This is a genomic window from Actinoplanes sp. NPDC023936, assembly GCF_040639325.1.
GTDB lineage: Bacteria > Actinomycetota > Actinomycetes > Mycobacteriales > Micromonosporaceae > Actinoplanes.
Window position 1 is genome coordinate 20,918 of record NZ_JBEZZR010000007.1, and the last position, 22,444, is coordinate 43,361.

The 22,444-nt window shown below is 69.4% G+C and carries 19 protein-coding genes; 14 read left to right on the plus strand and 5 right to left on the minus strand.

Going from position 1 to position 22,444, the window contains the following annotated elements:
- Positions 1-203: 203 nt before the first annotated feature.
- From AB0F72_RS12255 to AB0F72_RS12265, 3 genes are all read right to left on the minus strand, one after another.
- A complete protein-coding gene (locus AB0F72_RS12255) occupies positions 204-818 on the minus strand; it encodes a dihydrofolate reductase family protein (RefSeq protein ID WP_360429380.1) in 615 nt (204 codons plus the stop codon).
- 125 nt (positions 819-943) lie between these two features.
- A complete protein-coding gene (locus AB0F72_RS12260) occupies positions 944-1,504 on the minus strand; it encodes a dihydrofolate reductase family protein (RefSeq protein ID WP_360429383.1) in 561 nt (186 codons plus the stop codon).
- A 33-nt stretch (positions 1,505-1,537) separates the two neighbouring features.
- Positions 1,538-3,607, minus strand: a complete 2,070-nt coding sequence (locus AB0F72_RS12265) for a SpoIIE family protein phosphatase (protein WP_360429386.1) — start codon at positions 3,605-3,607, stop codon at positions 1,538-1,540.
- 60 nt (positions 3,608-3,667) lie between these two features.
- Between AB0F72_RS12265 and AB0F72_RS12270 the strand changes: the two genes are divergently transcribed.
- The 4 genes from AB0F72_RS12270 (at position 3,668) to AB0F72_RS12285 (ending at position 11,257) form a co-directional block, all read left to right on the plus strand.
- Positions 3,668-8,071 carry a HAMP domain-containing protein gene (locus tag AB0F72_RS12270; protein ID WP_360429389.1) on the plus strand — a complete coding sequence of 1,468 codons (4,404 nt, stop codon included), beginning with the start codon at positions 3,668-3,670 and terminating at the stop codon, positions 8,069-8,071.
- A 53-nt stretch (positions 8,072-8,124) separates the two neighbouring features.
- A complete protein-coding gene (locus tag AB0F72_RS12275; protein ID WP_360429392.1) occupies positions 8,125-8,673 on the plus strand; it encodes a response regulator in 549 nt (182 codons plus the stop codon).
- A 121-nt stretch (positions 8,674-8,794) separates the two neighbouring features.
- On the plus strand, positions 8,795-10,327 hold the full coding sequence (locus AB0F72_RS12280) for a pectate lyase (protein WP_360429395.1): 1,533 nt from the start codon (positions 8,795-8,797) through the stop codon (positions 10,325-10,327).
- 102 nt (positions 10,328-10,429) lie between these two features.
- Positions 10,430-11,257 carry a hypothetical protein gene (locus AB0F72_RS12285; RefSeq protein ID WP_360429398.1) on the plus strand — a complete coding sequence of 276 codons (828 nt, stop codon included), beginning with the start codon at positions 10,430-10,432 and terminating at the stop codon, positions 11,255-11,257.
- Between the two features lie 73 nt (positions 11,258-11,330).
- Here the strand turns inward: AB0F72_RS12285 and AB0F72_RS12290 are convergent, their stop codons facing one another.
- A complete protein-coding gene (locus AB0F72_RS12290) occupies positions 11,331-11,657 on the minus strand; it encodes an STAS domain-containing protein (RefSeq protein WP_360429401.1) in 327 nt (108 codons plus the stop codon).
- A 124-nt stretch (positions 11,658-11,781) separates the two neighbouring features.
- Here AB0F72_RS12290 and hemL point away from each other — a divergent pair, with 124 nt between their 5' ends.
- From hemL to ccsB, 6 genes are read left to right on the plus strand one after another with little or no spacing between them, the layout of a single operon-like run.
- Positions 11,782-13,119, plus strand: a complete 1,338-nt coding sequence (gene hemL / locus AB0F72_RS12295) for a glutamate-1-semialdehyde 2,1-aminomutase (protein ID WP_360429404.1) — start codon at positions 11,782-11,784, stop codon at positions 13,117-13,119.
- A 2-nt stretch (positions 13,120-13,121) separates the two neighbouring features.
- The gene (locus AB0F72_RS12300) at positions 13,122-13,778 is read left to right on the plus strand and encodes a histidine phosphatase family protein (protein WP_360429407.1); all 657 of its coding nucleotides are present in this window, start codon (positions 13,122-13,124) and stop codon (positions 13,776-13,778) included.
- 2 nt (positions 13,779-13,780) lie between these two features.
- Positions 13,781-14,374, plus strand: coding sequence for a TlpA disulfide reductase family protein (locus tag AB0F72_RS12305; RefSeq protein WP_360429410.1), 594 nt, complete (start codon positions 13,781-13,783; stop codon positions 14,372-14,374).
- A complete protein-coding gene (locus AB0F72_RS12310; protein ID WP_360429413.1) occupies positions 14,374-15,171 on the plus strand; it encodes a cytochrome c biogenesis protein CcdA in 798 nt (265 codons plus the stop codon). The genes AB0F72_RS12305 and AB0F72_RS12310 overlap by 1 nt, the downstream gene beginning before the upstream one ends.
- Positions 15,168-16,790 (plus strand): cytochrome c biogenesis protein ResB, encoded by a 1,623-nt coding sequence (locus AB0F72_RS12315; protein WP_360429416.1) that lies wholly within the window; start codon positions 15,168-15,170, stop codon positions 16,788-16,790. Before AB0F72_RS12310 ends, AB0F72_RS12315 begins: the two co-directional genes overlap by 4 nt.
- Before the next feature lies 1 nt (position 16,791).
- On the plus strand, positions 16,792-17,748 hold the full coding sequence (gene ccsB, locus AB0F72_RS12320) for a c-type cytochrome biogenesis protein CcsB (RefSeq protein ID WP_360429419.1): 957 nt from the start codon (positions 16,792-16,794) through the stop codon (positions 17,746-17,748).
- A 4-nt stretch (positions 17,749-17,752) separates the two neighbouring features.
- Here ccsB and AB0F72_RS12325 read toward each other — a convergent pair whose 3' ends face one another.
- On the minus strand, positions 17,753-18,427 hold the full coding sequence (locus AB0F72_RS12325; protein ID WP_360429422.1) for a hypothetical protein: 675 nt from the start codon (positions 18,425-18,427) through the stop codon (positions 17,753-17,755).
- A gap of 82 nt (positions 18,428-18,509) precedes the next feature.
- Between AB0F72_RS12325 and AB0F72_RS12330 the strand changes: the two genes are divergently transcribed.
- The 4 genes from AB0F72_RS12330 (at position 18,510) to AB0F72_RS12345 (ending at position 22,432) form a co-directional block, all read left to right on the plus strand.
- Positions 18,510-19,970: a menaquinone biosynthesis decarboxylase gene (locus tag AB0F72_RS12330; RefSeq protein ID WP_360429425.1), complete on the plus strand. Its 1,461-nt coding sequence runs from the start codon at positions 18,510-18,512 to the stop codon at positions 19,968-19,970.
- On the plus strand, positions 19,967-20,854 hold the full coding sequence (mqnP, locus tag AB0F72_RS12335; RefSeq protein ID WP_360429428.1) for a menaquinone biosynthesis prenyltransferase MqnP: 888 nt from the start codon (positions 19,967-19,969) through the stop codon (positions 20,852-20,854). Before AB0F72_RS12330 ends, mqnP begins: the two co-directional genes overlap by 4 nt.
- A 68-nt stretch (positions 20,855-20,922) precedes the next feature.
- On the plus strand, positions 20,923-21,429 hold the full coding sequence (locus AB0F72_RS12340) for a SigE family RNA polymerase sigma factor (protein ID WP_360429431.1): 507 nt from the start codon (positions 20,923-20,925) through the stop codon (positions 21,427-21,429).
- Positions 21,416-22,432, plus strand: a complete 1,017-nt coding sequence (locus AB0F72_RS12345) for a hypothetical protein (RefSeq protein WP_360429434.1) — start codon at positions 21,416-21,418, stop codon at positions 22,430-22,432. Before AB0F72_RS12340 ends, AB0F72_RS12345 begins: the two co-directional genes overlap by 14 nt.
- The last annotated feature ends 12 nt before the right edge of the window (positions 22,433-22,444 follow it).

Consider the following 22,444-nt stretch of genomic DNA (forward strand, 5'->3'; position numbering starts at 1 on the left):
GCGTGAGCTGCGGGGCTGCGCGTTACCGGCGTGAGCTGTGAGGGCGCGGCTTCGCGGCTGGCGGCGTGGCGTCGGGCCGCGCGGCGACTCTCGGGATCTTGGCAAGTTGTGAATGCCACGGGGGCAGAACTTGCCAAGGTCTCGCGGAGTTGCCGCGCGGTGCCGGCGTTTGTCGCGGCGTGATCCCCGCGCGGCGGGGCGACTTAGCCGAAGGACGGGATTCGGGTCACTGCCTCTGCCGCCAAGTGACGACCCAGGCGCGCCACATCGCCCACCGCATAGGTCAGGTAGGCGAACTGCCCCACCTCGCGCACCCCGGTGAGGATCAGGTCGTCGACCAGGAGCTTGCGGCGGAGCAGCGGCGCGCCGTCGCCGAGGATGGCCGGGGCGATGCCGAGGATGATCTCGTCGAGGAGGCCGTGGTCGACGAACTGGCTGACCAGGTTGCCGCCGCCGGCCAGCCAGACGTTCTTGCCCTGGGCGGCCACCACCATGGCCTCGTGGACGCGGCGGACGTCGCCACTGATCATGAAGACGTTGGCGTCCGGCACGGGCGGCAGGTCGCGGTGGGTGAAGACCCAGCACGGCACGTCGCCGTACATGTCGTGCCAGTTCTCCGGCTCTTCGAGCAGGTTGTCGTTCTTGAGCACCCACTCGTAGGTGGTCGCGCCCATGGCGAACGCGCCGACGCCGGCGAAGAACTCGCCGAACGGATTGGCGGTGCCCTCGTCGACCTCGAAGAGCCAGTCCAGCGAGTTGCTCTTGTCGGCGATGAAGCCGTCGATGCTGGTGGCGGTGTAGTACTGCGTCTTCGCCATGACCAACACGATGCCATGACTCAGGCGACAAAAAGGGCAGATCGATCAGAGTCGGCGAAGGGCTAGGCCGTGGCCGGCCCAGCCTGCGCCCGTGGCCGGCCCAGCCTGCGCCCTGAGCGTGAGCTTTACCGCGCGGGTGCGGAGACGTCGTAGGTGAGGTATGCGAATTGGCCGATCGGCCGGGCCCCGGTCAGCGTGAAGCGGGCCGACGTGATGCGCCGGGGCAGCACCGGCGCGCCCTTGCCGAGGCTCACCGGGGCGACCCCGAGGATGACCTCGTCGAGCAGGCCCTCGTCGGCGAACTGGCCGACCAGCTCACCGCCGCCGACCAGCCAGATGTTCTTGCCCTGGGCCGCGGCCACCATCTCCGCGTGGACGGGCGCCACCTCCCCCCGTACAAAATGAAGGTTTGCTCCTGGAATCGCGGGGAGCTCGCGCGAACTGAAAACCCAGGCGGGTGTGTCGCCATAGGGCTCGAGCCATTTCTCCGGATGCTCCAGCGCGCCCTCATACTTAAGGATCCACTCGTAGGTGGTGGAGCCCATCGCGAACGCGCCGATGCCGGCGAAGAACTCGGCGAACGGGTTCTCCCCGCCCTGGTCGACCTCGAAGAGCCAATCCAGCGAGTTGTGCTCGTCAGCGATGAAGCCGTCGATCGTGGTCGCGGTGTAGTACTGCGTCTTCATGCCACCGACCCTGCCACGCCGGTATGACAAAACTCAGGCGTCGTTGCGCAGCACCAGGATCGCGATGTCGTCACGCGGCTCCTCGACCGAGAAATTGATCGTCGTGGAGCGCAGCCGGGCCGCCATCACGTCCGCCGGATAACCGGCCAGCGGCGAGGACGCCTCCCGCAACCGGTTGGAGCCGAACAGCTCGCGGCCGCGCCGGCGCTCGGTCACCCCGTCGGTGTAGAAGATCAGCGAGTCGCCCGGGTCCAGCGTGATCATCACGTCCGGCGAGGTGATCGTCTCCAGCAGGCCGAGCGCGGTGCCGCCCTCGCCGACGAACGAGGTCTTGCCGTCGGCCCGGACCAGCACCGCGCGGTCGTGCCCGGCCAGGTGCAGGCAGACGCCGAGCGACGTGCCCTTGCGGGTCACCGACGCCATGGCGAGCGTGCAGTACCGCCCGCCGCCGCGCTGCACCAGCGTGCGGTTGACCCGCCAGAGGATCTCGCTCATCGCCTTGCCGTCGTCGACCAGGATCCGGATCACGTCGCGGACCAGGCCGGTCACTGTCGCGGCCTGCACGCCCTTGCCGGAGACGTCGCCGACCACCACCAGATATTGATCGGTGCCGAACGGGACGACGTCGTAGAAGTCGCCGCCCACCTCGGAACCGGTCGGAACGTACTCCGCGGCGAAGCCGATGCCCTCCACGTGCGGCAGGGCCGGGGGAAGAAGAGAGGCCTGGAGGGTACGGGCGACCGAGCGCCGCTCGTCATGGATGCGCGCGTTGTCGATGGCGAGGGCCGCGCGCCGGGCCACGTCCTCCAGCACGGCGACCTCGTCGGCGTCGTGCCGGTGTTTCGGGTGCCGGCCGACCGCGAGCGTGCCGAGCCGGGTGCCCCGCGCCACCAGCGGTACGGCGTAACCCTCCGACGGCGTGCCGAACATGACCTGGGTACCGAGCCGGGACGCCTCCTCCAGCCGGGCCAGGATCGACTCCGGCCCGGTCTCGGCGAGCGACGAGTGCAGCTGGGCCAGCTGCGACTCCTCGGCGTGGGTCGCGGCGGCGAGCTGGAGCCGGCCCCACGTGTCGGTGGTGTGCACCGCGCACCACTGGCCGAGCCGGGGCACCACCAGCTGCGGGATCAGCGCCATCGTGAGGTTCACGTCGAGGGACTGCGCGAGCAGCTCGCTGGCTTCGGCGAGGAACGTGATCCAGGTCTGCCGGCGCACGTCGGCGCGGCGCAGCCGGTCATTCTCCAGGTGCAGGGAGAAGCGCTCGGCGACCATGGTGGCCAGGGCCTGCGCGTACCCCACCGGGGAGGCGTCGAGTTCCAGCTCTCCCGAGTACGGCCGGTGCACGTCGAGCGGAACCCGGATCGTGTCGGCGTTCTCCCGCGGGGCACGGCCGTAGCGCGCCAGCAGTTGCCGGCCCATGCCGTCGCCGCGGTCGAGCCGCACCACGCCACCGGCCGCGCCGGTCAGCCGGGCAAGCCGGGAGAGCAGGTCGGCCGCGAGGTCGGCCAGGCCCTCGTCGGTGTGCCGGTCGTTGCCGGTGCGCAGCAGGCCGGTGAGCGCGCCGAGGCTGGGCGTCTCGGCCTGGCTGGGCAACCGGACGGGCGCGTCTTTCCGCTGGTCGAGCCGGAACCAGACGCCTTTGCCGTCGCCCTCGTGCACGGTGCCCCAGCGGCTCGCGAAGTGGTCGACGAGCAGCAGGCCGCGGCCGCGCTCGGCGACCTCACCGATGTCCGGGCTCTCGTTTTTCGGCCCGACCGCGAGCTGCTCGACCGGACCGGGCGCGAAGTCGGTGACGGTCACGGTGAGGCCGCCCGGGTCGGCGGTGACCTCGATCTCCAGCTCGGTGTTGGCATGCACCACCGCGTTCGTGGAGAGCTCGGTGGTGAGCAGCAGCGCCTCGTTCAGCAGGCTGACGAGCCCGGTCTCCTCCAGCACGGAGCGGACGAGTGCACGCGCGGCCGCCGGGGTACGACGATCATTGGGCAGCCGGGTTCTGCGCACCAGGGCATCAAGCGACGCGCCTGTAGGAATCGTTCCGACCTCGGCTGGCACCCATGCATCCTCTCCTGCCGGTGGGTGTATGCACAAAGTCGTCTCTCGCATTGACCCGGTCGGGCGAGAGAGGATAGGGAACCCCGGCAGGAGACAGCGAGTGAGGACAGCATGACTACGGCCCACGAAGCCACCGTCGGCGTGCCCGACGAGACCGTTTTGCTCGGTGAGCTCGCCGACGCGTTGCGCCGTGTGCGCCGCGGCGACCTGAAGGTTCGGCTGCCCCGGCGGAGCGGGATGGCGGGCGCGGTCGCCGAGGCCTTCAACGAGGTCATCTCCCTGCAGGAACGGCAGAACCTGGACCTGCGCCGGATAAGCCGGATCGTCGGCCGGGACGGCCGGCTGACCGAGCGCCTCGACGAGGAGGGCCTGGACGGCGCCTGGGCGGACAGCGTCCGCTCGGTCAACTCGCTGATCGACGACCTGGCCCGGCCGACCACCGAGATCTCCCGGGTGATCGTGGCGGTCGCCGAGGGTGACCTGTCGCAGCACATGGCGCTGGAGATGGACGGCCGGCCGCTGCGCGGCGAGTTCCTCCGGATCGGCCGCACGGTGAACACGATGGTGGACCAGCTGTCGTCGTTCGCCGACGAGGTCACCCGGGTGGCGCGCGAGGTGGGCACCGAGGGCGAGCTGGGTGGACAGGCGGACGTCCGGGGCGTCGCCGGCACCTGGAAGGACCTCACCGACTCGGTGAACACGATGGCGTCGAACCTGACGCACCAGGTGCGCTCGATCTCGCAGGTGGCGACCGCGATGGCTCGCGGCGACCTGTCGCAGAAGATCACCGTGTCGGCGCGCGGCGAGGTGGCCGAGCTGGCCGACACGATGAACGGGCTCACCGACACGCTGCGGCTCTTCGCCGAGCAGGTCACGCGGGTGGCCCGCGAGGTGGGCACCGAGGGCAAGCTGGGCGGTCAGGCCGAGGTGCCGAACGTGGCGGGGACCTGGAAAGACCTCACCGACAACGTGAACTCGATGGCGTCCAACCTGACGAGTCAGGTGCGCAACATCGCCCAGGTCTCCACGGCGGTCGCCAAGGGTGACCTGTCGCAGAAGATCACGGTGGCCGCTCAGGGCGAGATCCTGGAGCTCAAGGACACCGTGAACACGATGGTGGATCAGCTGTCGTCGTTCGCCGACGAGGTGACGCGTGTCGCGCGCGAGGTGGGTTCGGAGGGTCGGCTGGGCGGTCAGGCCCAGGTCCGGGGCGTTTCCGGTACGTGGCGGGACCTCACCGAGAACGTGAACCAGCTCGCCGCCAACCTGACGGCCCAGGTCCGGAACATCTCGCAGGTCTCCACGGCGGTCGCCAAGGGTGACCTGTCGCAGAAGATCACGGTCGACGCCCGGGGCGAGATCCTGGAGCTGAAGAACACCGTGAACACGATGGTGGACCAGTTGTCGTCGTTCGCCGACGAGGTGACGCGTGTCGCGCGCGAGGTGGGTTCGGAAGGCAAACTGGGCGGTCAGGCCCAGGTCAAGGGCGTTTCTGGTACGTGGCGGGACCTCACCGACAACGTGAACTACATGGCGTCCAACCTGACCAGCCAGGTCCGTAACATCGCGTCGGTCACCACCGCTGTCGCCAAGGGCGACCTCGGCCAGAAGATCACGGTCGACGCCCGCGGCGAGATCCTGGAGCTCAAGTCGACAGTCAACACGATGGTCGACCAGCTGTCGTCGTTCGCCGACGAGGTCACCCGGGTGGCCCGCGAGGTGGGCACCGAGGGCAAGCTGGGCGGTCAGGCCCAGGTTCGCGGGGTCGCCGGCACCTGGCGCGACCTGACCGACAACGTGAACTCGATGGCGTCCAACCTGACGAGTCAGGTGCGCAACATCGCCCAGGTCTCCACGGCGGTCGCCAAGGGTGACCTGTCGCAGAAGATCACGGTCGACGCGCAGGGCGAGATTCTCGAGCTGAAGAACACCGTGAACACCATGGTCGACCAGCTGTCGTCGTTCGCCGACGAGGTGACGCGTGTCGCGCGCGAGGTGGGCTCGGAGGGCAAGCTGGGCGGTCAGGCCCAGGTTCGCGGGGTCGCCGGCACCTGGCGCGACCTGACCGACAACGTCAACTACATGGCCTCGAACCTCACCGGCCAGGTCCGTAACATCGCGTCGGTCACCACCGCTGTCGCCAAGGGTGACCTGTCGCAGAAGATCACGGTCGACGCCCGGGGCGAGATCCTGGAGCTGAAGAACACCGTGAACACGATGGTGGACCAGCTGTCGTCGTTCGCCGACGAGGTGACGCGTGTCGCGCGCGAGGTGGGTTCGGAAGGCAAGCTGGGCGGTCAGGCCCAGGTCAAGGGCGTTTCTGGTACGTGGCGGGACCTCACCGACAACGTGAACCAGCTCGCCTCCACGCTCACCATCCAGCTGCGCGCCATCGCCGAGGTGTCCACCGCCGTGACACGCGGTGACCTCACCCAGAGCGTCGCGGTCGAGGCGCAGGGCGAGGTGGCGGAGCTGAAGGACAACATCAACCAGATGATCGTCACGCTCCGCGACACCACGAAGACCAACGCGGAGCAGGGCTGGCTCGACTCCAACCTGGCCCGGATCGGTGGCCTGCTCCAGGGCCAGCGGGACGTCGGCGAGGTCTGCCGCATGATCATGACCGAGGTGACGCCGCTGGTGGACGCGCAGCTCGGCGCGTTCTTCCTGGTCGACAACGAGGAAGCGGTGATGCGCCTGCGCCTCAACGCCGCGTACGGATACGTCGCCCGCGACCACGAGGTGACCTTCGGACCGGGCGAGGGGCTGGTCGGGCAGGCCGCTGTGTCACGCCGGACGATCCGGGTCCGCGCCACCCACGACGGCATACTGACCATGCGCTCCGGGCTGCTCGCCATGCCGCCGAACGACCTGGTGGTGCTGCCGGTCCTCTTCGAGGGCGAGATGCTGGGCGTGATCGAGTTCGCGTCGGTGGCCGCCTTCTCCGGTCTGCACCTCACGTTCCTGGAGCGGCTCGTCGCCAACATCGGGATCGCGCTCAACACGATTCAGGCGAACCGGCGTACCGAGGAGCTGCTCACCCAGTCGCAGCGTCTGGCCCGGGAGATGCAGGACCAGTCGGCCGAGCTCCAGCGCACCAACGCCGAGCTGGAGGACAAGGCGAAGCTGCTCAGCGAGCAGAAGGCCAACATCGAGCTGAAGAACCGGGAGATCGAGCTGGCCCGGCTCGGCCTGGAGGAGAAGGCGCAGCAGCTCTCCCGCGCCAACACCTACAAGTCCGAGTTCCTGGCGAACATGAGCCACGAGCTGCGCACGCCGCTGAACTCGCTCCTGCTGCTGGCCCGGCTGCTCGCCGACAACACCGAGCAGAACCTGACCAGCAAGCAGATCGAGTTCGCCCGGACCATTCACAGCGCCGGTTCCGACCTGTTGTCGCTGATCGACGACATCCTCGACCTCTCCAAGATCGAGGCGGGCCGGATGGACGTCGAGCCGGACGTGGTCGACTTCGACGGCATCCGCAGCTACGTCGAGCAGGCCTTCCTGCCGCAGGCCGAGGACAAGGGCCTGGAGTTCCGGGTCGACGTGGCGCCCGAGCTGCCCGAGTCGATCGTCACCGACCCGCAGCGGCTCCAGCAGATCCTGCGCAACCTGCTCTCCAACGCGGTCAAGTTCACCGACAGCGGCTCGGTGACGCTGAGCATCTTCCCGGCCTCCCCGGACGTCGACCTGGACGTGCCGTCGCTGCTCTCGGCGCGGCAGGTGGTCGGGTTCGCGGTCACCGACACCGGCATCGGCATCTCGGACGAGAAACTGGCGATCATCTTCGAGCCGTTCCAGCAGGCCGACGGCACGACCACCCGCAAGTACGGCGGCACCGGCCTGGGCCTGTCGATCAGCCGGGAGTTCGCTGCGCTGCTCGGCGGCACGATCACGGTGGCCTCGGTGCCGGGTGGCGGTTCCACCTTCACCCTCTACATGCCCGAGGCGCTGGTGCCGGACGCCATCCCGATGCCGGCGCTGCCGCCGGTGCCGGCGAAGGCGATCTCGGTCCGGCCGGCGGCCTCCCTCGACATCCCGCTCATGGAGCTGCCCCAGCTCGCCGCGCGGCAGGAGGAGAAGAAGCCGGCGATGACCCCGGCCGGCCGGCAGCTGGACGGCGCGACCGTGCTGATCATCGACGACGACGTGCGGAACGTCTTCGCGCTGACCAGCGCCCTGGAGATGCACGGGCTGAACGTCCTCTACTCGGACAACGGCGTCGACGGCGTCCGGATCCTGGCCGAGCATCCGGAGGTCGACATCGTGCTGATGGACGCGATGATGCCCGACCAGGACGGCTACGAGACAACCCGGGGAATCCGGCGCAATCAGCGTTTCCGGGACCTACCGGTAGTCTTCCTCACGGCGAAGGCGATGCCCGGCGACCGGGAGTCGGCCCTCGCGGCCGGCGCCAGTGACTACATCACCAAGCCGGTCGACCTGGACGAACTGATCGAGCTGATGGCGCGCTGGGTGAACGCGGAGGAGAACACGGCACCGGAACACGGCTGAGTTCCGTGCCTGACCACGAGCACTACCGAACCGATTGTGTGAGGTGAATACGCGTGGGTGAGCGCGCCAAGGCGCTTCTCGTCGACGACCGGCGGGACAACCTGCTGGCCCTGGAAGCGATCCTGCAAGGGCTGCCGGTGACCGCGGTCGCCGTGGAGAGCGGGGAGGCAGCCCTCAAGCAGTTGCTCACCGACGACTTCGCGGTGATCCTGCTCGACGCGCACATGCCCAACATGGATGGGTTCGAGACGGCCAGCCACATCAAGCGGCGGGAGCGGACCCGACACGTACCCATCCTGTTCCTGACCGCGGCCGACCGCGATGCGCAACTCGCCCTGCGGGGTTACGCGGTCGGCGCGGTGGACTACCTCACGAAGCCGTTCGACCCGTGGGTGCTGCGCGCCAAGGTGTCGATCTTCGTCGAGCTCTGGATGAAGAACCAGCAGCTCAAGGCGCAGGCCGAGGCGTCGAAGGAGCGGGAGGTGCAGTGGCTTCAGCTCACCGAGACGATGGATGAGGCGGCTCGGGTGCTGCGGGCCGGCGGTCCGGAGGCCGCCGCTGAGGCGCTCGATCTGCTGGAGAAGGCCCGCTGGGGAAGCTGAGGCGCCGGTGTGACCTGGGTCACGCCGAACAACCTTGGCGGGCAGCCGCGCCACTACCGGGACGTGATCGCTTGATCATGCGGTCTTTCTTCCCCTGAGTAGGAGCAACATGCGGCACGCAATGCCTCCCACTGCCTCGGATCGCCGCCGGCGCCGCCGGCTGGTCACGGGCCTCGGCGCTGCCGGTGCTGCCGGCGCGGTCACCGCGCTGGTCGCCGTTCTCGTCCCCTCGGCCTCGGCCGCCACCCTGCTGTCCGAGGACTTCGAGGACGGCGCGAGCGGCTGGTCCAAGTCCGGCGGCACCTGGGCGGTGGTCACCGACGGCTCGAAGGTCTACCAGCAGTCCAAGGCCGACAGCGAGCTGGCCCGCGTCTTCGCCGGTGAGACGTCGTGGACCGATTACTCGGTGCAGGCGAAGGTCAAGCCGATCAGCCTCGGCAGCGGCCTGGCCGGTATCGCGGCCCGTGCCAGCAGCGCCTCGAACATGTACCGCCTCGCGCTGACCTCGGCCGGCAAGGCCGAGCTGCAGTCCGTCAAGGGCAGCGCGGTCAGCGTGCTCGGCTCGGTGGCGGTCAGCAACCTCACCTCGTGGCACACCCTGCGCATCGACGCCTCGGGCAGCACCGTGACCGGTTACGTGGACGGCGCGAAGGTCGCCGCCGGAACCGGCACGCTGGCCGGCAACGGCCGGGTCGGTCTGGTCACCAGCTACGCGTCGGCCTCGTTCGACGACGTCGCGGTGAACCCGGTGACCGGCGCGCCCGTGTCGCCGACGGTCTCCTCGTCGGCGTCGAAGACCGCGACGGCGTCCCCGTCCGCGTCGAAGACGGCGACCGCCTCGCCTTCGGCGTCGAAGACCGCCACCGCGTCGGCGTCCGCGTCGAAGACCGCGACGGCGTCCCCGTCCGCGTCCAAGACCGCGACCGCGACGCCCACCGCGACCACCACCTCGGGGACCGGCACCAGCCCGACCGCGGCGTGGCCGGCCGCGACCGGCAGCAAGCCGGTGACCGCGACGATCCCGGTGTCCGGGACGCTGGACGGCGGCAACGCCCGCTACTACGGCAGCGGCGCCCTGGGCGGCGACGGCCAGGCCGAGGGCCAGGACCCGCTCTTCAAGCTGGCCGACGGCGCGGTGCTGAAGAACGTCATCCTCGGCGCCCCGGCCGCGGACGGCGTGCACTGCTCCGGCTCCTGCACCCTGATCAACGTGTGGTGGGAGAACGTCGGCGAGGACGCGGCCACCTTCAAGGGCGGCGCCTCGGCGACCTACACCATCGACGGCGGCGGCGCCCGCTCCGCCGATGACAAGGTCTTCCAGCACAACGGTGGCGGCACGCTGACCATCAAGAACTTCCAGGTCTCCGACTTCGGCAAGCTCTACCGGTCCTGCGGCAACTGCTCCACCCAGCACAAGCGCGCCGTCGTGGTGCAGAACGTGATCGCCACCGCCCCGGCGAAGAGCCTGGTCGGTGTCAACGCCAACTACGGCGACACCGCCACCCTCTCCAAGATCACGATCGTCGGCGACGACGAGCTGGACATCTGCGTTCGCTACACGGGCAACAACACCGGTAAGGAGCCCACCAAGATCGGCTCCGGCCCGGATGGTGTGACCTGCAAGTACAGCGAATCCGACGTCAGCTTCAAGTGATGTGACAGGTGGCCGCCGGACACCCGGGTCCGGCGGCCACCACCGCCGATGAGCCACCGATGGCTGCTGACGGCAACAGATCCACGGTTGGAGGGCGGCGCCATGAGGCTCATCGACGACGAGTTGCGCGCGGCACTGCGCGCGGAAGCGGTCCGGCACCGCCCGGACCGCGAGATGATGCTCGACCGGATCACGCAGACGGCGATGCGCAACCAGTTCGCGCGGCACCGGGCCGTGCCGCGGCTGCGGATCAGCGGCGCCGCTGTCGCGGTGGCCGCCGTCCTCGGCGGCGGCGGATTCGCCCAGTGGGCGCTGGCCGGGGACGACGTGCCGCCGCCGGTGCCGCCCGCTCCGGCCGTGAGCGTCCCGGTGGCGCCGTCGGCCCCGCCGTCCCCGTCGATCTCACTGTCCCCGTCGCTGTCCCCGTCGTCGTCCGCTCCGGCGACCGCCGGCCCCACGGCGAAGTCGCCGTCGCCGCGCCGGTCCACCCCGAGCGACGCCCCGGCCACCAGCGTCTCCCCGGCGACCGCCGGGACAACCGATCCCGCCGTACGGGGACCGCTCTGGTCGGACGGCTCGATCGACGCATCCGGCGCCCAGGGCACCGGTGTGGTGACGATCAGGACCACCGAGCGGCTCACCGCCCTCGACGTGACGATCCGGGTGGCGCGCACCCCCGAGCTGGTCTCCCGGGGCGGCAGCGAGCAGGTGCCCGGCGCGAGCGTGACGAGCACCGTCGTCGAAGAGTCGGATGCGCTGGTCTATCGCTTCGAGCTCTCCTCGGGCGACACCCTGGACCCGGGCACGTACGTCTTCTACGCGCGCTACACCTACGCCGAGGGCGGCCGTGACGCCGCCGGGGACGGTTACGCCGCGACGGCCGTCACCCAGGGCAGCGGGACCGTGAATGTCTCCGGATCGTTCGGCTGAGGACCGTTCCACAGCCGACCGCGCTCTCAGGAACTCCCCAATCGCGATGTGACACCATCGCGGTATGTCGGGCTCAGGCTGTACTGCTGATCATCAGTGCGCTGCGCAGACCGGTGATGTCCAGCACCCGCATCAGGAAATCGCCCACGTTGGCGAGGGACAGCACAGTGTGCGCATGTTGCGCCTTGCGGCTCAGCACCACCAGCGTGCCCAGACCCTGCGAATCACAGAACGTCACGCCGGCCATGTCGAGCACGATGCGCGACGGCGGCTCGGCCAGCAATTCGTTGACGATCGTGGACAGCTCGGTGACCGTGAGCACGTCGATTTCCCCGGCGAGCGCGATCACGATCTCGTCGGGGGCGCGATGAACCGCGATGGACAGCTCCGGTCGCTCCACGCGAGTCAGCCTATCCTCTTACACGCGGTTCGGCCCGTTCGGCGCGGTCAGACCGGGCGCATCCGGACATCTCCCGGAGACGTGAGCAACCCTCTCGAGATACTCGCCGTACGCCGCTGACAGAATGGGAACCGCTGTGACCACGACATATCCCACCGCGGATCTTCCGTACCCGGAGGATGCCCCGGTCTCTCAGGCCCTGTTCGACCGCGCCCAGGCCATCGTGCCGGGTGGGGTCAATTCACCTGTGCGTGCTTTCCGTGCGGTCGGCGGCACGCCCCGATTCATGGTCTCGGGCAGCGGCCCGTGGATGACCGACGCGGACGGGCGGCGCTATGTCGACCTGGTCTGCTCGTGGGGTCCGCTGATCCACGGGCACGCCCACCCGGAGATCATCGAAGCGGTGCAGCGGGCCGCCGCGTCCGGCACCAGCTTCGGCACGCCGACGGCCGGTGAGGTCGACCTGGCCGAGGAGATCGTCCGCCGCACCCCGGTCGAGGAGGTGCGCCTGGTCAACTCCGGCACCGAGGCGACGATGACGGCGATCCGGCTGGCCCGGGGGTTCACCGGCCGCTCCAAGATCGTGAAGTTCGCCGGCTGCTACCACGGTCACGTGGACGCGCTGCTCGCCTCGGCCGGCTCCGGCGTCGCGACGCTCGGCCTGCCGGACTCGCCCGGCGTGACCGGCGCGGCGGCCTCCGAGACCATCGTGCTGCCGTACAACGACGTCGAAGCGGTGGCGAAGGCCTTCGAGGCGCAGGGCGCCGAGATCGCCGCGATCATCACCGAGGCGGCGCCCGGCAACATGGGCGTGGTCACGCCCAAGGACGACTTCAACGGCAAGCTCGCCGAGATCGCACACCGGCACGGCGCGCTGCTGATCATCGACGAGGTGATGACCGGTTTCCGGGTCTCCGCCGGCGGCTGGGCCGGGCTGCACCCGGTCGACGCCGACCTCTTCACCTTCGGCAAGGTGATGGGCGGCGGTCTGCCCGCGGCGGCCTTCGGCGGCCGCCGGGAGATCATGTCCCGGCTCGCCCCGGCCGGTCCGGTCTACCAGGCCGGCACGCTCTCCGGTAACCCGCTCGCGTGCGCGGCCGGGCTCGCCTCGCTGCGGCTCGCCGACGACGCGACCTACAAGCGGCTCGACGAGCTGGCCGGCACGGTCGGCTCGCTCGCCTCCGACGCGCTGACCGCCGCGGGCGTGCCGCACCGGCTGCAGTACGCCGGCAACATGTTCTCGATCTTCTTCACCGACGCCGAGGTCGTCGACTACGACTCCGCGAAGACGCAGAACGCGGCAGCGTTCAAGGCGTTCTTCCACACCATGCTGGCCCGCGGCGTCTACCTGCCGCCGAGCGCCTTCGAGTCGTGGTTCGTGTCGACGGCGATCGACGACGCAGCGCTGGAACAGATCGCCGCGGCGGCGCCGCACGCGGCCCGAGCGGCAGCGGGAGCCTGATTTTGTCCGAGCCCACCAAGACCACGGTGCACGTGCTCCGGCACGGTGAGGTCTTCAACCCGAATAAGATCCTGTACGGGCGCCTGCCCGACTTCCACCTGTCGGAGCTCGGCCACCAGATGGCCAAGGCCGCTACCGAGGTGCTGGCCGGCCGGGACATCACGCATGTGGTGGCGAGCCCGCTGGAGCGCGCGCAGGAGACGGCCGCGCCGTTCGCCGCGGAGTTCAAGCTGGAGACGGCGACCGACGTCCGGCTGATCGAGAGCGCGAACTACTTCGAGGGCAAGCGGGTCTCGGTCGGGGACGGCGCGTTCAGCAACCCCCGGCACTGGTGGGTGCTGCGTGACCCGATCACCCCGTCCTGGGGCGAGGCGTACCTGGTGATCGCGCAGCGAATGTTCGCCGCGGTGCAGGCGGCCCGGGTCGCGGCCGAGGGTCACGAGGCGGTCTGCGTCTCGCACCAGCTTCCGATCTGGACACTGCGACGGTACGTGGAGGGCAAGCGGCTCTGGCACGACCCGCGTAAGCGCCAGTGCGGGCTGGCCAGCCTCACCTCCTTCCGGTTCGAGGGGTCCAAGGTGGTCGGTGTCGACTACTCGGAGCCGGCCGCGCACCTGGTGGCCCTCTCCGCGACTGCCAAGACCGCCAAGGGGGCCTGACCGTGCGCCGCCTCCTGGCCGTCACCGTCGCAGCGGTCACCGCTGCCGGGCTTCTGGCCGGCTGCGGCGAGGACAAGAACTGGGCGAAGAACTGCGCGACCTCGGCCGACCAGGTGATCGAGTGCGAGCCGGAGAACCGGCCGCAGGTCAGTGGTGTGACAGGGGAACTGCTCGACGGCGCCGCCTACGACCTGGCGTCCGACGCGGGCAAGGTCGTCGTGGTCAACTTCTGGGGCTCGTGGTGCCCGCCGTGCCGTGCCGAGGCCGATGACCTGGAGAAGACGTACCAGGCCACGAAGGCCAAGGAGGTCGCGTTCATCGGGGTGAACAACCGCGACGACCGGGACTCGGCGGTCAACTTCGAGCGGGGCCGGGTCACCTACCCGAGCATGTTCGATCCGGACGCGAAGCTGGCGATCAAGTTCGACCCGACCCAGGCCACCACTCCCGGCACGCTGATCCTGGACCGGCAGGGCCGGATCGCTGTCGCCATCCGCCGGGCCACCACGCTCGCCGAACTCCAGCCCCTGGTGGAACGGGTGGCCGCCGAGGACCTTCCCACCGCCACCCAAAAGCGGACTGAAGGCGGCGCCTGATGGGCGAGGCCTTCCGGAACGCCGCACTGGACGGGCCGCTGCTCCTCGCGATCGGCGCGGCGCTGATCGCCGGACTGGTCAGCATTCTCTCCCCGTGCGTGCTGCCGCTGGTGCCGGGCTATCTCTCCTATGTGACAGGCCTGGCCGGCTCGGATCTCGAAACCGCCATCGGTACGTCCAAGCCGGTCGCCACCAAGACCAGGACCTTGGCCCTCAAGGGTCGTGTGCTGCTCGGCAGCACCCTGTTCGTGGTCGGATTCGCTGTCGTCTTCACGCTGCTCACGACATTCGTCGCCAACATCGGCTTCACCCTGAAGACGCACCAGGACATCGTCAACGTGGTGCTCGGCGTTCTGGTGATCATTCTCGGCCTGGGATACCTGGGCTGGATCCCCGGCTTCCAGCAGGAGGCCCGGTTCTCCAAGCTTCCGGCCGCCGGCCTGCTCGGCGCCCCGGTGTTCGGCGCGCTCTTCGCGGTCTCCTGGATCCCGTGTGTCGGCCCGACGCTCGGCGCGATCACCGCGCTGGCGGTCAGTAGCGGCAGCACCGACCGAGCGGTGATCCTGGCCCTGGCGTTCAGCCTCGGCCTGGGCATCCCGTTCATCCTGTTCGGGCTCTTCTTCCGCCGGCTGATCGGCGTTTTCCAGGCGATCCGCCGCAACAGCAAGTGGGTCACCCGGATCGGCGGCGCGCTGCTGATCATCATCGGTCTCACGCTCGTCACTGGACAGTGGAACTACTTCCTGGCCTGGCTGATGACGACCTTCAACTTCGGCGACGGGGAGCTCCTGCTGTGACCGTCGTCGAGGACCGGCCGGCCGCAGCCGAGATGCCGCCGCCGCGGCGGGTCAACCCGGTCTGGGCGCTGCTGCGCAACTCGTGGCGGCAGCTGACCAGCATGCGTACCGCGCTGATCCTGCTCTTCCTGCTCGCTGTCGCCGCGGTGCCCGGCTCGATCTTCCCGCAGCGGTCGGTGAACCGGGAGAACGTCACCGAGTACTTCACGGCGCACCCGAAACTGGCGCCGACGCTGGACCGGTTCTTCGCGTTCGACGTCTACTCGTCGCCGTGGTTCGCCGCGATCTACCTGCTGCTGTTCACTTCGTTGATCGGGTGCGTGCTGCCCCGGTTGCGTGATCACATCCGGGCGCTTCGGACCGTACCCCCGGAAGCGCCCAAGCGGATGGACCGCCTGCCGCAGCATGCCGCCGAGCTGGCAGGGCCGGAAGGCCCGGCCGAGACGGCCGCGAGCATCGCACGGACCCTGCGCCGCAAATGGTTCCGGACCCGGGTGCGTGAGCTCCCGGACGGCGGGTGGGCGGTCTCCGCGGAGAAGGGTTTCCTCAAGGAGACCGGCAACCTGATCTTCCACATCGCCATGCTGTCGGTGCTCGTGGGTGTCGGTTTCGGTCATTGGTACGGGTGGCACGGCAACCGTCTGCTCGTCGGCGGCGACGACCAGGGGTTCTGCAACGCGCTGACGCAGTACGACGACGCGGCGCTCGGCCCCCAGCTGGACGCCAGCGACCTGCCGAACTTCTGCATGAGGCTGACCGACTTCGAGGCCACCTACCAGAGCACCGGGCAGCCGAAGTCGTTCAACGCGACGGTCGCGGTGACCGAGGACGACGGCCCGGCGGAAATCCGATCGTTCACGGTCAACGACCCGCTGCGGCTCGAGCACGCGAACGTGCACCTGCTCGGCCAGGGCTACGCGCCCGAGCTGAAGTACACCGACCGGTACGGCATCTCCCAGACGAAGGTCGTCCCGTTCCTGCCCGTCGACGGCATGCTGACCAGCGAGGGCGTCGCCCAGTTCGCGGACGTCAACATCGACCCGAAGACCAACAACCGGGACGAGAAACTGCAGGTGGGCTTCGAGGGCGTGTTCCTGCCGACCGGCGACACCGACGGCAGCGCCCGGTCGCAGTTCCCGGCGCTGAACAACCCGGTGCTGTACCTGACCGCCTACCGCGGCGACCTCGGGCTGGACGTCGGCATCCCCGGCTCGGTGTACGCGCTGGACCGCGACCAGATCGACAGCGGCGCGCTGAAGAAGCTCGGCGGCGACCGGCCCTACGCGATCAAGCAGGGCGAGAAACTGACCCTGGACGACGGCACCACGCTGGAGTTCGTCGGGGTCCGGGAGTTCGCCACCCTCTCCATCCGGTACGACCCCACCCAGTTCCTGCTGCTCATCGGCTCGGTGCTGGGCCTGGCCGGTCTGATGCTCTCGCTCTCCGTGCACCGGCGCCGGGTGTGGTTCCGGGTGCTCCCGGCGGCCGGCGGCACAGCGGGGAGTAGCGTGATCGAAGCCGGTGGTCTGCCTCGCACCGACTATCCCGGGTTCGGCGACGAGTTCGCGGCGCTGACCGCGAGCCTCCAGGCCCGAAGTCATAAGGAAGGGACGCCCTGAAATGGCGGAGCTGTCGAATCAGCTGATGGCCTTCACCGTGCTGGCCTACCTGGCCGCCATGATCTGCTACGCGGCGGAGTACGCGTTCGGCAAGCGCAGCGTGATCGGTAAGGCGGCGAGCCGGCAGCTCGTGGGTGCGGGCGCGCCCGTTCCCGAGGCTCCGCCGGTGGCGGAACAGCCCGCCGCGGTCGGCCGGGGCGAGTGGGCCGGCCGGATCGCGGTGATCCTCACGGTCCTCGGCTTCGCGCTGCACCTCGGCTCCACTGTCACCCGCGGCGTCGCCGCCAGCCGGATGCCGTGGGGCAACATGTACGAGTACATCCTCTCCGCGAGCCTGGTCGGCGCCGCGGTCTGGGTGGCCGTGCTGCTGCGCAAGCCGGCTCTGCGTCACCTGGGACTGTTCGTCTCGCTCACCCTCGTGGTGCTGCTCGGCGCGGCCAGCCTGGTCGCGTACACGCCGGTCGGGCCGCTGGTGCCGGCGCTGAACTCGTACTGGTTCGTCGTGCACGTGTCGACGATCATCGTCTCGTCCGGCATCTTCCTGTTCGGCGCGGTCCCGGCCGCGATGTTCCTGATCAAGAACGGGTACGACGAGGGCAAGCGCAGCTTCCCGTACACGCTCGGCAAGCGGGTCGGCGACGCGGCGGCGCTGGAGCGGCTCACCTTCCGCCTGCACGCGTTCGCGTTCCCGCTCTTCACGTTCGGCGCGCTGATCGCCGGTCCGCTGTGGGCGGAGGCGTCCTGGGGCCGGTACTGGGGCTGGGACCCCAAGGAGGTCTGGGCGTTCATCTCCTGGATCGTCTACGCGGCGTACCTGCACGCCCGGGCCACGCCGAGCGTGAAGCGCACGGTGGCGACGTGGATCGCGCTGCTCGGCTTCGTGACGATGCTGATGAACCTGTTCGGCGTGAACCTGTTCTTCGAGGGCCTGCACTCGTACGCCAACGCCGGCGACTGAGAGATCAGCATTCTCCCGCGGTCCAGGTGTCGTACCTGGTGACCCAGTCCAGACAGAGACCGCCCCGGCTCATTCGCTGACCCGGGGCGGTTCCCGTCAGGGTGCCGACATCCTCGCGCCAGTACCGGGCCGGCCCGCCGCCGACGGGTTTCAGCTGCACGTTGTCGACGGTCAGCCGGGGCACGTCGATGCGTACCGCGGGCTTCTTGGGGTCGGCGTGCACCTCGACGTACTGCTCGATGTTGGCGCTGGAGCCGACCGGCAGCTTCTCCTTGGTGAGCAGGACCCACTTGTTGTTCCAGAAGAGCCAGGCCTGCCAGACGCCGTCGGCATCGGTGTGCAGGTCGACCCAGACCTTGTCGCCGGGCTTGATCGGGTACTGGTCGTAGAACTGCCAGGCGTTCGTGTTGGTGTTGAAGGTGTAGACGCGCTGCTTGCCGGGGCCGGACCAGCCGGTCTCCGCCCAGCCGACCTCCAGCCACGAGATCCGGCCGCCGCCCATGTCGCGTTTCGCCATGAACCGGCTCGCCACGAAGTCATAGGTGTTCGGGCGCACCGCGACGTCCACCACGGAGATCCGGCCCGAGACGCCGCTCCACTCGCCGCTGGTCCCGGCGCCCAGGTGGTGGTACCCACCGGGAGTGGTTAGTCCGACCAGCGCCACGGCAAGGAGCTTCACGAAGCGGTCAACTCCAGTGACCAATCACTAGTGACGGGACCTGCCAGGCGGCTCGCAGTGATCCGGTGCCAGACTGGGAGGCATGGCGCCGCGTGGATTCCCCTATGCCGATCTGCAGAGCTTCATCGCCGCCCTCGAAAAGGCGGGTGAGCTGCGCCGGATCAAAGTGCCGGTGGACCCGACGCTGGAGATCAGCGAGGTGGTGACCCGGACCGTGCGGGCCGGTGGGCCGGCATTGTTGTTCGAACGGCCGACCCGGGGCGAGATGCCTCTCGTGATCAACCTGTTCGGCACCGAGAAGCGGATGGCGATGGCTCTCGGCGTCGACCACCTGGACGAGATCGGCGAGCGGATCGGCGCGCTGGCCAAGCCGGAGCTCCCGGTCGGCTGGTCCGGCATCCGGGAGGGCATCGGCAAGGTGCTCCAGCTCAAGTCGGTGCCGCCGAAGAAGGTGAAGAGCGCGCCCTGCCAGGAGGTCGTGCTCACCGGCGACCAGGTCGACCTGGACCTGCTGCCCGGCCTCAAGGTCTGGCCGGGCGACGGCGGGATCTTCCACAACTTCGGGCTGACCCACACGAAGCACCCGGAGACCGGCAAGCGCAACCTCGGCCTGTACCGCCTTCAGCAGCACTCCAAGAACACCCTCGGCATGCACTGGCAGATCCACAAGGACTCCACCGCGCACCACGCGGTCGCCGAGCGTCTCGGCCAGCGCCTCCCGGTCGCGATCGCGATCGGCTGCGACCCGGTGGTGACGTACTCGGCGAGCGCGCCGCTGCCCGGCGACATCGACGAGTACCTTTTCGCCGGTTTCCTCAAGGGCGAGCGCATCGAGATGGTGGACTGCCTGACCGTGCCGCTGCAGGTGCCGGCGTCGGCGCAGATCGTGCTGGAGGGTTACCTGGAGCCCGGCGAGCGCCTGCCGGAGGGTCCGTTCGGCGACCACACCGGTTTCTACACCCCGGTCGAGCCGTTCCCGGTGCTGCACGTCGAGACCATGACGATGCGCAAGAAGCCGATCTACCACTCGATCGTCACGTCGAAGCCGCCGCAGGAGGACCACGGCCTCGGCAAGGCCACCGAGCGGATCTTCCAGCCCCTCCTGAAGATCCTGATTCCGGACATCGTCGACTACGACATGCCGGCCGCCGGCGTCTTCCACAACTGCCTCATCGTGTCGATCCGCAAGCGGTACCCGAAGCACGCGCAGAAGGTGATGAACGCGGTCTGGGGCGCTCACCTGATGTCGCTCACCAAGCTCATCGTGGTGGTGGACGAGGACTGCGACGTGCACGACTATCGGGAGGTCGCGTTCCGCGCGTTCGGCAACGTCGACTACTCCCGCGACCTGCTGCTCACCGAGGGGCCGGTGGACCACCTGGACCACGCGTCCTACCAGCAGTTCTGGGGCGGGAAAGCGGGTGTCGACGCCACCCGTAAGCTGCCCGCCGAGGGTTACACCCGCGGCTGGCCGGAGGAGATGACCATGTCGCCCGAGGTGGTCAGCCTGGTGGACAAGCGCTGGAAGGAATACGGGATATGACGACAGCCGTGGAGAAACCGGGAAAGGTGAAGGCCTTCCTGCGGCTCGTCATGATCGAGCACTCGATCTTCGCGCTGCCGTTCGCGTACCTCTCCGCGCTGGTCGCCATCGACCGGACCGGCACCGGCCGGCACTGGGCCGATCTGGTGCTGGTGACGATCGCGATGGTCGCCGGGCGAACCTTCGCGATGGCGGCCAACCGCATCCTGGACCGCAAGATCGACGCGCAGAACCCGCGCACGCAGAACCGGGAGCTGGTCACCGGCGCCGTCAGCGTGCGGACCGCGTGGACCGGCGCGCTGGTCTCACTGGTCATCCTGGTGGCCGCGGCGGGCCTGCTCAACCCGCTCTGCCTGGTCCTCTCGCCGCTCGCCGTGATCCCGCTGGTGGTCTACCCGTACGCGAAGCGGTTCACGAACTTCCCGCACTACGTGCTCGCGCTCGCGCAGGCGGTGGCGCCGGTCGGCGCCTGGCTGGCGATCACCGGCACGTTCGACGGCTCCGGCCCGGCGTGGGTGCTCGGCATCGCAGTGGGTCTGTGGATCGGCGGCTTCGACATCATCTACGCCTGCCAGGACGTCGAGGTGGACCGCCGGATCGGGGTGCACTCGACGCCGGCCCGGTTCGGTGTGCGCACCGCCCTGCACATCTCGACCGTCACCCACGTCGTGTCCTTCGCGTTCTTCGTCTGGTTTGGTCAGTGGGTCGGCCTGAGCTGGCTCTGGTGGATCGGGCTGCTCCTCACCGGCGCCGGTCTCGTCTACCAGCACGTCGTGGTCACCGCCACCGACCTTTCCAAGGTCAACCGGGCGTTCTTCACCGCGAACGGCTTCATCGCGATCGCCCTGTTCGTGTTCGCGCTCCTCGATCTGATCCTGCTGTAACCGCTGAGCCCGCTGTAACCGGCTGAGCCTGCTGTAACCGAATGGGCCGGTCTCTCCGTCTTATCCGCGTGAGCGATAGAGAGGCCGAGTTCCGGGAGTTCGTCGCCGCGCGCATGGAACCCTTGCGCGGGCTGGCGTACCTCACCTGCGGCGACTGGCAGCTGGCCGAGGACGCTGTCCTGGCCGCCCTGCCGAAGCTGTACGCGAAGTGGAACCGCATCGACAACCACGACGCGTACGCCCGTACCGCGGTGGTCCGGGCCGCGATCGACGAGACCCGCCGCCCGTGGTGGCGGCGGGAACGTGCGCACAGCGACGCGCTGCCGGAACGCGCCGAGCCGGACTCCACCCAGGCGGTCCACGACCGGCTGCAGATGCGGTCCGCGCTGCGGCAGCTGCCCGCTCGGCAGCGGGCGGTGCTGGTGCTGCGGTTTCTCGAGGGGCTCAGCGTGGAACAGACCGCCGCGGCCCTGGGCTGCCCACAGGGCACCGTGAAGGTCTACACCGCGCGCGGCCTCGCGACGCTCCGCCACATCATGGGCGCGGACCTGGAGGCACCGTATGCGACTCTCTGAACTTCTCGAGGAGGCCCGGGCCGACGCGCCGCCGTCCCGCCTCCACGTCGACGACCTGGTGGCCGCCGGGCGGCGCCGGGTGCGCCGCAGGAACACCGGGTGGGCGATCGCGGCCGTGGTGGTGGTAGCCACCGCGATCGGGGTGCCGCAGATCCTCACCCGGCCCGCGGCGCTCCCGGCGGCGGCGCCGACCGCCACCCCGACGGCCACCGGCACCGTCGAACCGGGGAAATTCTCGTTCACTCCGGCATTCCGCGGCTACTCGGCCGGCGACTACACCGTGGGCGAGCCCACCGCGATGTCCCTCGGCTGGACGTCCGCGAGGATCCGCGAAGGTGGCCAGGAGGTGGGCCTGCTCAGCGTCTACCCGCCGGGGGTGGAGCGGATCCCGGAGGACGGCGCCACGAAGATCGATACCGAGCCGATCGACGGGCGTGACGCGTACTTCCTCCGCCTGAAAACCGGCGGGGAGCACCTCGTCTGGAAACTCGCTGACGGCGGAACGGGCCAGGTGGGGGATAGCGGGACGCTGTCCTTAGCGCAGATGCGCAAGATCGCCGAGGGCTTCGCCGTCGGCGGCGGGACGCCACTGCGCACGGCTCTGACCGCCGGCTACATCCCGGATGGCTACCGGCTCTTCGCGGCCAGCGACCTCCGCGCCCGCTTCGTGACCGAGGCGAAGATCGAGGAGATCCTCGCTCGCCCGGATCGGGAGCATGCGCCGGGCGTGGTGCGGAATCTGATCTCCATCGAACTGGAGCCGGTGCTTCCCGGAGCTCGGACCGAGAGCACCGAGAAGCCGCGCTGCACCGAGGACATCGTGGCGTGCTTCGTCCTGGTGGCGGACGGGCGCTACTCGCTGGTCGTCTCCGGGCAGGGCGTCCAGCCCGCCGAACTGCGGAAGATCTTCGAGTCGGTCGTGATCGCCGACCCGGCGAAGCCGTCCACCTGGAAAGCGGTCGACGAGGCGTACCCCACGTTCGTGCTGCCGGAGCTCAACTGACGGCACACTTGA